We start from the raw sequence: 10493 nt of genomic DNA on the forward strand, positions 1-10493 counted from the left end.
ATTGTACCATTTTGTTTTTAATTGACTATACCTTCAAATACAGCACCGATCCATTTTCGGCATTAAGTCCGACTATTTCCGGCTTAAAATATCCCTGCCGGTTCAATAATCTATCAACCTCTCAACTTTATCCGTCTAACAGCATTTCTTGCCGTGCTTCCGATGAAACGTATTATCCCGACAAGCCCGACTCCCCACATCAAGTACAAATTTGTTTTTCCATAAAAGCACGATAAAATACAGTCAAAGGGGAAATATCACATGAGTAAACGAACGCATTACGTCTTTGCTTACGACATAAGCAACTGCCGTCGGCAATATCAAATCCGAAAAATTCTGAAAGCCTATACCATCGGCCATCAGAAATCACTTTACGAATGCTGGCTGACCTCAAGCGAGTATCACAATGTCTGTTTAGCAATCAATAAAATCATTCGAAACCCAGACAAAATCCTGACATTCAAAATGCCTGCAGCGGATTACAGCAAAATGTACGGCACTGCCACACGCTTATCTTACCAACCATTTCTTATCATTTAACAATATAGGACAAGAAAAAAATGACTACCTTATTTATAGACAAACGCAACCTTCAACTTAAAGTTGACAGCGAAGCACTCATTTTTACGACAGCAATACTGCTGAAAAGCTGGGGACAGTCCCTATCCGCTTGCTTGAAAGAGTATGTATTCATGGAGATTTACAGCTGTCAGCTTCCGTATTGGGTAGATTAGGACAACACGGTATCGGCTTATTGGTATTAAACGGCCGAAAAAAAGAACCCGTATTGATGATGCCCAATTTGCAGGTCGATGCCAAACACAGGGCGGTACAATTCGGCGCAACCACAGATCAAACATTTTGCCTCGCACAAGCAAAATATTGGATACACGGCAAAGTAAACAACCAGTTTTCCATAGTGCAACAAGCCGCCGAAAAAAATCCCCACCTGCATCCACATGCGGAAACCTTGCAAAACATACTGACAAATATTGCCGACTGCCCTGATTTAGACAGCCTTCGCGGCTATGAAGGGGCTGCTTCCGCACATTACTTTACCGCCTGGCAACACATCCTGCCCGCCTCACTTAACTTCAAAGGCAGAAACAGGAGACCTCCTCGAGATCCTTTCAATACGGTACTCTCACTCGGCTACACCCTACTCCATTTCGAAATTGTCCGCCGTATTTACCTGATCGGCTTAGATCCGTTTGTAGGATTTTTCCATACCATCGCCCATAGCCGAGAATCCCTAGCATCAGACCTGCTCGAACCACTGCGCCCCAAATACGACCAATGGGCAGCGGAATGTTTTCATCAAAAAATACTCCGTCCCGAAGACTTTACCCAAAAACAAGAAGCCTGCCTAATGGGCAAAGCGGCCCGAATCCGATTTTATAGTGAAATCGAGCACTTCCTACAATATATACAACCTGAACTTATCCAAGCATCACGTCGGCTACTGGCAGAGTTGTGCCATCACGGCAGACAAGATCCGGCTGATTTTGACTACACTGAAACACACTGGGGACAAATACAATGAAATGGCTAATCGCATACGACATCTGTTGTCCCAAACGCCTGCAAAAAATTTACCGCATCCTGTGCAACCACGCCCTCCCCCTGCAAAACAGCGTTTTCCTGCTCAAAGGCAACGAAGCCGATTACCAGGCCTGTTATCAAGACCTGATTCAACAAATACGCTCCAAAGAAGACAACTTACGGATATACGTCTTATCCGAACACACACCCATAATCCATTTTGGCAAACGCCCCCTGCCCGAAGGCATCGTCTGGAGCGGCATGGACTTACAAATAACACCCATACCGACAGCATCCGACATAACCAAAGACACAAAATAAAGCCCATCCATCGAATTTCGGACAGGCTGACAAAACTGTCATCTTCAAACTTTCAGACGGAGACCTTTGCAATAACATAGGTTACTAAAATTTTATGCTCAATCTCATTTCCAAAATTCAAAACCTTTCTGATTTTTCCTACTTTTTGCTCAATATTAGGAAGGTTTTAGTCAATTGAAAATTTTTTTGGCGCATTTTTATGCGTCAAATTTCGTTAATAGACTATTTTTGCAAAGGTCTCAGACGGCCTCCAATCACACAAGGCCGTCTGAAACTTTCATCCCCTAGTGATGGGGCTTTGTTTTTATCTTAACTTTTTAAAAAGGATAACATCATGAAAAGTCTTAATCCCCTAGTGATGGGGCTTTGTTTTTATCTACGAGCTATTGGTGATGTCGAAGTTGTGGCTTTGTCTTAATCCCCTAGTGATGGGGCTTTGTTTTTATCTCAACAAAATGAAAGCATTTGAGAATCTAATTGGTCTTAATCCCCTAGTGATGGGGCTTTGTTTTTATCATATAGTAATTTGCAGTTGCTGCCCATTCTTTGTCTTAATCCCCTAGTGATGGGGCTTTGTTTTTATCGCCAACAGGCGGACGAAATCGAAAAACTTTATCGTCTTAATCCCCTAGTGATGGGGCTTTGTTTTTATCTGTGATAGCGATATAAAATTATGGAAACTTTTAAGTCTTAATCCCCTAGTGATGGGGCTTTGTTTTTATCCTGTACAAGCGGGTTGAATCCGTTCCTGTGTTGAAGTCTTAATCCCCTAGTGATGGGGCTTTGTTTTTATCTGAAACCATGTGTTTATAGGTTTCAGACGACCGTCTTAATCCCCTAGTGATGGGGCTTTGTTTTTATCAGCAGGTCTGCATTTCTCCTTTTAAAGTCAATGAGTTGAAAATGTGGTTTCCAACACTCTTAAGGTTTACAAAGTTAAACATGGATTAACCTCTTTTATCTTGTAACGTCCGTAGCCGAATACGGTTTCTTTGCCTATGTGCAGCCATTGTCCGATGTGGAGCAACTGGCTGAATGGTAGCGGTAAGTCTTGAAATTGCCAAGTGCCTATGGCTCCGCCTAAGTTAATTTGCTGTTGCTGGCGGTTTGAGTAGCGGCTCCAGTCCAGCCATTGCAGTTGATGGCTGCTTTTGATGTGTGCCGCGGCCTGCATCAGGCTTGGGTAATCGGCTTCCAAGCTCTGCCAGTATAGGGTGGCGAGTGTGGATGTGCGCCTGACCAGTTGTTTGAGCAGGATTTCGGCGGTAAGGCGGTTGATGCCTAATACGCTGTTTTGCTGCTGCAGGCGCAAGGGGGTTTGGAAGGTAATTTCTATATCAGCGGGATAGGATGCGGGCAGGATTATGTCGTCGGTGTGGGGTTGGATTTGATTATTGTGGTAAACGGATTGCCAACAGCCATTGTTCTCTACGGCGATGTCTTCCAATGTGCCCGTCGTGTTGTTTTTTGTTATGCCGCGCTTGAAGGCTTGACCGAAGGCATAGGCAATGAGCGGAAGCTGTTGCCTGACCGGGCCGATCAATACGATATCGAATTGGTAAAGGCTGTCGGCGGGATGGTATCGGATGCCGTCTGAAAATGCTTCGATGATGTAGGGTTGCGGGGGGTTTTTGTGCTGGCTTTTATTTAGGAGGCTGCTGGACGGGGTGGCAAAAATCCGGCTGTACGGGCAGGTTTGCAGGAGGGAGCAGCCGCCGCATTCTTTTTGCCGTGTCATGCAGGCGGCCTTGCGTAGGGCGTGTCCGAATACGCCGCGCAGGGTGGAGCCTGCGTAGGGTGGGAGGCATAGGTTTTCGTTTAGGCGGAAGCTGAAGCGGTAGCGCGCGATGGGGAGTTCGGCAGGTAAATTGAGTGGGTTTGCTGGGTTCATCATGAAACGGGAAGCTAGCGGTTGTTGTGCTTTTTATCAGGTATTGATTGGGTATCAATCAAGGTTATTAAGACAGGCAGCAAAGGCGGGAGGTTTTTCGAGCGGGCGGCTAATGAAGCGGCCGCTCGCCGGATTTATTCTCCGCGTAATGGACGCAATAGTTCTTTGATTCTTTTCTCGCGTTTTCCTGCGAACAAACCGGGTTGCTGCTTGCTGATTTTGCCCCATGAGAAGGCTTCGGCGATGCGTTTTCGGGCTTCGGTATCAAAGTCTTGCGCTGCCTGTTGCAGGGCCTGGCTGAAGCCTTGGAACAGTTCGTTGTTGGCTTCCTGATTACGGCTGTCGAATGTGAATTCGGTCAGTTTTTGCTGCCATTGTGCAATCAGCCGCTCTTCGGGAGACATGGCGGCGAGCGCGGCGGCCTGCTCTGCGGCTTGGCGTTGCCTTTCGGCTTCGGCGGCTTGTTTTTCCTGCTCGATGCGCCGCCGCTCTTGCTCTTGCACCTGCTTGCGTTCTGTCGCCTGTTTGCGTCGTTGCGTTAATTGGGCGGCAATGGCGGTGGTATCGATCAGATGCTTGCCGTTACGTTCGCACCATTGTTTTAATGCGGGGTTGTCGCTTTGCGGGTCGATTTCAATCAGTGCCCAACCGAAAGGCAGCAGACCGTGGGTTTCTTTGTCGGATTGGGCAGCAAGCCATATGGTTTTGGTTTGTTTTTCGTATTTTGCCTTCTGTCCTTTGCCCTGCATGATTTTTATTTGGGCAAACCTACTGATCGTTTTGCTTTCGGCTCCGCCGTTTTTACCCAAACGCGTCAGCATGATTGCACCTTGCTCAAGCTGGGTCTTTAGGTCATCAATGAGTTGGCGAGTTTGTTGCAACCATTCGGGGTTTACGAGGTTGCGTTCTTCCAAAATTTGGTTTTCTTTGTGCCACCGTGGCAAATGGTAGGTGTTGACGTTGATGGCCAACTGTTTTAAGTCTATGGGCTGTAAATCGGTATTGGGTAGTTTTCGTTCCCGGTCTTTGATATAAGGTTGGTGTTCCAACGGTAGATGCTGTATGGCGCAGGTCGTCTGAAAACGTCGGTATTGTGCATGCTGGATGGTTTCGCGGCGGCCGGTAACTCCTTTGCCAGCCTGGGTTTTTCCGTTTCGTACAACGGCTTGTTTTTTATGGTTGACGGCATATTGTATCTGTGTGGATACGGTTTCAGACGACATGAAGTCTGCTGTTTTGAAAAGGCGCATGATGTCGCTGGCAAAACTGCCGAGCTTTTCATTTTCGTATTTGGCTGCGCTACGGCTGTCCGGCGCTTCTGCTTGCGTAGATTGACCGGAAAGCGCATTCAATAAGGCGGTACGTACGCTTCCTTTAAACGCGCTGCCGGGAATATAGGGCTGATGGGTAAGCGGATTAACGGCCGTGCATTCGATGGTCAGCTGGTTATGGACTTTTTTGCCGCGGCCTTCCTGCTGTACTGTTTCGCCAAGTTTGTCGTTATATTCTTTCTCTAAAGTGCGGCTGACACCTATGGTTTTATAGGCGTAATCTTTAAAGGTTTCCGCATGTTTTTTGAAGTATTTTTGTATTTCAATGAAACTGCCCCGCTGCGCTACGCTCATCAGTTCGTCGTATTGCGCTTCGCTTAATATGGCTTGTGCGGGATCAAAAACATACAAGATGCCGTCTGAAATGACATATTCGGTTGGCTGATAGTCTTCACCCGTCCCCAAATGTAGCGGCGACAAAGGGGTAAGGTAGAGATGATGTCGTTGTAAGAATGGTGCTGCCATGTTCTCTTCCGTTTCTATTTTTCAGACGACCTGTCGTTTTATTCAGGCCGTCTGAATATTATGGGTTGTTAGCTGCAGGTTGAAACCGTAATACCGGGGCATAGCCTTGATGTACCGCCTGCGGCTGACTGGACGAAATGCCGCCGATGCCTTGTCCGATAAAGTTTGCATCGCGTGCTGCTCTGCTAAATACGGCTCCGGTCTGTGCCATTAAAATCGGTTTTTTAAACGGGCTGCCTGCGGTAGCTTGAATATTGCCGTGCCGACCGAAGCGGGTTTGGATATTGTAAAAACTGTTTTCCGCGTCAAAGCCTTGGTTTTGCGGGCAGCAAGGTGCTAATGTCCACACGGCTTCGCCGCCGGATTGCCACTCAAATAAATCTGTGGTTTCCCATGCGCTGATGCTAAATTTACCCAAACCTGCGCTGGCATCACGTCCGTAACCGCTGTAACCGATGTTTTGTATGACTTGTCGTAAATCTTCTGCTTTCAGACGACCTTCATCCAATAATAGGTAAATTTCCCATAAGTTGTCTGCCGCGTACCAGATTTGCTCGCTTTCGAAAGGGGCAAATTGACTGCCTGCGCCGGTTGTATGGGTTTGGCGGTTAATGCTGTTGTGTGGTTGGGAGTGTTCGCTTTGCAGATTTGGCGCAATATCGCTGTTGCTTTTCGCCTGTTGCTGCCAGGTTTCGCAAGGCGTTTTGAGCGCAGATAAGGGCAGCCATCGGCGTTTTTTCAGCTTTTTACGGTCTGTTTCGCTACCTTCCTTCCAATAATAAGAGGGCAAAGTCGGCAACGGCAAATAACCTGCGGGAAAGGCATCGGAGACAATTAGAAACGGCTGGTGCGCGGTGTAGCCCTGAAGGCATTCCGCTAACACGGCCTCGCCGAATTGTTCGACAATGCCCCAGCAGATTTGCCCGAATAAGGTATCACCTACCAATGGCGTACCGAATGCGGTTTCGGGGCATAGTGTTAATTTGAATGCCTGCATGATCTAGTTTCCAAAAGGTTGGATTTGTGCAAAATGCTCGCTGATGTCATTACCGTTGCGGGTAAGTTTACTGAATTTGACTTTGCCGTAGCCGCGCGAACCCGAACCGCCTAAGCTGTCCCATTCTAAAAGTTTCAACCCTTGCAATAAGGTATCCATCAATTCGGTACCATCGTTATCAAATTCTTTGATACTCAGTTTGAATTTAAATTCGGCTCCAGCCGGTACGCGCTCTGTTTGGCGCGGGTGTTCGGCTGTACCCGAAATACGGTTGATGCGGTTTTCGCTTTTTACTTCGGTAAACGGCAAATTATCATTGCGTAAATGTTCGGCATATTCAGGACAAAGGTTGCAATCCCAGAATGAAACACGGGTATGGCCGATTTCTTTTTGGAAACTTTCGTCCTGTGTATCGCCGCTTACGCCAAATAATTGCAGAATGTGTTTCACGGCTTGTTTTTGACTGCCTTGCGAAGACTCGTATTCTTTTTTACTTAAAGGTGCTTCCTGTACCGAACCACTTTTCCATTCGAGCAGGCTGCGGATTTTGCCTTTCAGGCTGCTGCCGGGGATATAAGGTTCTCCGCTAATCGGATGTTTCATCACTGTATTGTCAATGCCGCCGATATGGATTTCTCCGTCGCCCGCACCGATATGCAGACCGGTCTCTAAAACAAGCGTGGCTTCTAAAATGTGGATTTGTTTTAATTGCATGGTGGCTCTCCCTTATTTCTGTTCCTTAGCTTTGCGGAAACCTAAAACGGCTTCGAAAAACAATTTGGCGTGTTTTAAAGTTTCCGGACTTTTGATTTCGCTGATGATTTTGTTAAACACTTCGACAAAGTTTTGATCCACATGGCCGCGCCCTTGTGAATAAGCAACCTTGGCTTTCAGCATATGAATAAATGGTGCGGCTTGGCGGTAAGCTGCACTCCGATCGGTTGCATGGAAAACCTTATCGTGCCACATCACCAGTTCATCATAAAATTTACGAAGCTGGGTGGATTTGTTGGTATCTTCATATTTAGGTTTTCCTCTATTGTCATATTTCAGGTTTCCAAATTTATCTTTCTCTTGCTGCGGATGAATAAAATCTGCCGTTTGTTCGGCCACTTCGGAAAAAATATTCTCTTCCAGATTGTCCAGCTTAATTAATTCTAGATTCATCTCTATCTCGCTCTTAATAAATAAAAATGGTTAAACAAGGGAATACGGTATTTGCTGCCTAATTTTTCAATGCCGTTTTGATAAAAAGCTTCAGTAAGCCGGTTATACGCGTTTTGCTGGGCTTCTTTACCAATGATGTTTTTCTGCATATTCACATAACGACGCGTGCGGTAGGCAAAGCGGCTACGCCACATACCTGCTTCAATGTTGCCGTTTCGTTCCTGCTCTGCTGCCCGACAAAACTCCAACATGGCGTAAATATAGCCGGTACTTAAGCCGTAATCCGCTTTCAAACTGTTTATCTGCTCTTGTGCGGCCATAATATCGTTCCAGCCCGACCAAGCTAGGGTTTCACCATATACAGATATGGCATTTTTGCTGTGATTGGCACTTTGATAGGCTTTTGCCTGCTCCAAAGCTTCTTCGGCATAAGCAGACAATTTGCTTAAAGGCAAGCCTGGATTACTGACAGCAATGCCTGCACTGAAAGTTATACCTTTGTTTTCGGCTACATAAAGTTGAAATTTTTCCCGCATATCTGCTGCCAGTTTTTGTGTTTGCAGCCATGGTCCGATAAGGAAAAAATCATCACCTCCGGCAAAAACAGTATAAATATTTGGATATTCTTGAGCACAATAAGCAGGCAACCACAAACTGAAGAAATGGTTCATCTGTCGAGACAATGCTGCCATTTTGGCGAAGGTCGGTTCTTTTAAACCTTGTTGGAATATAGTACCTAAATTGTCCACATCGCCTTTAAGGGTAGCAATGGCAATTTTGCCTATAAAATTCTGACCGTCTTCACTGTACCGCTCTTCGCAAGCCAAATGATTGAAGGTTTTTGGATTTTCTAATTTAATTTCAGATACATCATCAGCATCTTCCAGACTGCCATATTTACCCTCCAGACATTTGTCGCTTTCGTTAAAATGCGGCACATAAGCATTGATATAGCGGCGTGCATAACCGTGCCATATAGGCTGATCAATTTTAGGTAAACTGAAATCCCAACAACGCAGCAGCCTACCCGATTGCGCTTCTTCTCCAAATTTTCCGCTCAGTTGCTCCTCTTCAGTAAATGCAATGTGGAATCCGAAAATAGGTAACTTCAATTTACGGGTATACTCATCATCACGAATACTGTCTGCTTTGTTGAACACCATTAAACGGTCATGTCTGGTAAGCAAACTGCCTAGGGTGATTTGGTCATCTGACAAGTCTGCCAATGCGATGTCATCTTTTATTCGATTAGCAGGCAAGTTCTGATTGTATTGGCACTCTTTATAAGCTGAATAATCCGCCTGCAAAGTACATGGCGCATTATCTGTCAGGGAGAAACGTTGCAGTTTTGCTTGTTCCAATACGGCAAATGACTTTTTTACCAATGTGGCAAAACGTTTTTTATCAACAAAGTCATTACAAGAAGCTTCTTGAGAAGCCAGGCCTAAACCAACTTGTCCGTAAGTATGCTGTAAAAACCAATCGTTGATTTCACTACGAACTTTTTCCAGAGCGCGTTTTACGTCATCTGTATTGGGTGCCACAATCATAAATTTGCCAGCAGCATTTAATACTTGTGAGGTTGGGGGTAATTCACAAGCTTCTAAAATTTTTAATGCAGCCAGCTCGGTAAATAACGAGACCTGAAACGAACGTCCTCGTAATAATTTGGCTGCGCGTTTGTTAGTTTGACTACCTGGAGCGAAAATAAAATTCTGAATCCCGAAAAAATCACCTTGAATAAGCAGTATTTTTTGCTCTTCCCAATCACTGCGATCCCTTAATCGCTCTGTATCGGATGTACTCGTTTTACCATGTACTTCATGCCAACGCCAAAGTGCCGCTGCTAAAGCCGCTGTAGTTTTGCTATGGTCATAAATCGATACTTCCGGCTTCGTACCGAAACCAGTTACTGATGGAACAGCTTGAGTATAGTTTTGCCAAAGTGTATCGAAATGATCTAGCCACAAATACCAATTTTTACGATGAGATTGAGGAATTTTGGCAAGGCCACTTTGAATAAAATCCTGCCACAGTTTACGGTACTCATCTTGTACGGATTCATTTTTGACAGGCTCAACTTTCAAATGCTTTATTGGAAAAATATTTTTGGCAGATAAAGGCTTAAGCGGATAACACCATTGTAATTGGTTAGTATTATCTACTGCTAAGCCTTGATTATGAATATCGATTTGTTCAAATAGGGTCAGTAAATGGTTTGGGTAATGTTCTTCACCAGTTTGCCATTGCTCTCTTTCTTTGCTGACCTGGTTACAATCTTCAAACTTTTCACACTCAAAACCTGAAGCAACACAATCGGCAATAGCAATAATCCACTGTAAGAATGTTTCCGGTTTATAAATAACGGCAGAAGTATTTAGCAAAAATTCGGCTTTATCCTCACCACTTCCACCATCTGAAAACGGATTATCGCCTTTTATTAAATCAGGTACATCCAATTTTGCCCGCTCGGCAAACTTCCCCAAATCATGCAGATAAGCAGCGAATGCTACTTTAGCTGTTGAATCTCTCATGAATCCTCCGTTTGTATCCAATTTTCATGCTTAACATAAATATAACAAAAACAACAAAAAGCAAACACAAAAACAAATTTGTTTTATGCTTGTAGAGACCTTTGCAAAAAAGCCCTTCCCCCGACAGCCGAAACCCAAACACAGGTTTTCGGCTGTTTTCGTTTCAAATATCCACTAATTCTACCCAAACACCCCCTTAATCTTCCCCGGACGCCCCATAATCAGGCATCCGGGCCGCCTTTTAG

The 10493-nt window shown here is 45.2% G+C and carries 10 protein-coding genes and 1 CRISPR repeat array; of the genes, 4 read left to right on the forward strand and 6 right to left on the reverse strand.

Annotated features, from left to right (window positions below; genetic code table 11):
- The 4 genes from HMPREF3066_RS13335 to cas2 (HMPREF3066_RS06445) all read left to right on the forward strand — a co-directional run.
- Positions 1-236: hypothetical protein (locus tag HMPREF3066_RS13335; RefSeq protein WP_210385701.1), on the forward strand; the 236-nt coding region annotated here is incomplete at its 5' end.
- A gap of 25 nt (positions 237-261) precedes the next feature.
- Positions 262-540 (forward strand): CRISPR-associated endonuclease Cas2, encoded by a 279-nt coding sequence (cas2, locus tag HMPREF3066_RS06435; RefSeq protein WP_070441319.1) that lies wholly within the window; start codon positions 262-264, stop codon positions 538-540.
- A 109-nt stretch (positions 541-649) separates the two neighbouring features.
- Positions 650-1543 (forward strand): CRISPR-associated endonuclease Cas1, encoded by an 894-nt coding sequence (gene cas1, locus HMPREF3066_RS06440; RefSeq protein WP_083286413.1) that lies wholly within the window; start codon positions 650-652, stop codon positions 1541-1543.
- Positions 1540-1863, forward strand: coding sequence for a CRISPR-associated endonuclease Cas2 (gene cas2 / locus HMPREF3066_RS06445; protein WP_070441326.1), 324 nt, complete (start codon positions 1540-1542; stop codon positions 1861-1863). Before cas1 ends, cas2 (HMPREF3066_RS06445) begins: the two co-directional genes overlap by 4 nt.
- 273 nt (positions 1864-2136) lie before the next feature.
- Positions 2137-2725: direct repeats of the CRISPR family, unit length 36 nt; unit sequence GTCTTAATCCCCTAGTGATGGGGCTTTGTTTTTATC.
- 66 nt (positions 2726-2791) lie between these two features.
- Here cas2 (HMPREF3066_RS06445) and cas6 read toward each other — a convergent pair.
- The 6 genes from cas6 to cas10 all read right to left on the reverse strand — a co-directional run bounded on the left by cas6 (position 2792) and on the right by cas10 (position 10248).
- Positions 2792-3757 carry a CRISPR system precrRNA processing endoribonuclease RAMP protein Cas6 gene (gene cas6 / locus HMPREF3066_RS06450; protein WP_083286414.1) on the reverse strand — a complete coding sequence of 322 codons (966 nt, stop codon included), beginning with the start codon at positions 3755-3757 and terminating at the stop codon, positions 2792-2794.
- A 131-nt stretch (positions 3758-3888) separates the two neighbouring features.
- Positions 3889-5550, reverse strand: coding sequence for an RAMP superfamily CRISPR-associated protein (locus HMPREF3066_RS06455; RefSeq protein ID WP_070441330.1), 1662 nt, complete (start codon positions 5548-5550; stop codon positions 3889-3891).
- A 58-nt stretch (positions 5551-5608) separates the two neighbouring features.
- Positions 5609-6547 (reverse strand): type III-A CRISPR-associated RAMP protein Csm4, encoded by a 939-nt coding sequence (gene csm4 / locus HMPREF3066_RS06460; protein ID WP_070441333.1) that lies wholly within the window; start codon positions 6545-6547, stop codon positions 5609-5611.
- A gap of 3 nt (positions 6548-6550) precedes the next feature.
- Positions 6551-7261: a type III-A CRISPR-associated RAMP protein Csm3 gene (csm3, locus tag HMPREF3066_RS06465; protein ID WP_070441335.1), complete on the reverse strand. Its 711-nt coding sequence runs from the start codon at positions 7259-7261 to the stop codon at positions 6551-6553.
- 12 nt (positions 7262-7273) lie between these two features.
- Positions 7274-7714: a type III-A CRISPR-associated protein Csm2 gene (gene csm2 / locus HMPREF3066_RS06470; protein WP_070441337.1), complete on the reverse strand. Its 441-nt coding sequence runs from the start codon at positions 7712-7714 to the stop codon at positions 7274-7276.
- Between the two features lie 2 nt (positions 7715-7716).
- On the reverse strand, positions 7717-10248 hold the full coding sequence (gene cas10 / locus HMPREF3066_RS06475) for a type III-A CRISPR-associated protein Cas10/Csm1 (protein WP_070441340.1): 2532 nt from the start codon (positions 10246-10248) through the stop codon (positions 7717-7719).
- Between the last annotated feature and the right edge of the window lie 245 nt (positions 10249-10493).

The sequence above is a fragment of the Neisseria sp. HMSC03D10 genome (genome assembly GCF_001807625.1).
GTDB classification, from domain to species: domain Bacteria; phylum Pseudomonadota; class Gammaproteobacteria; order Burkholderiales; family Neisseriaceae; genus Neisseria; species Neisseria mucosa.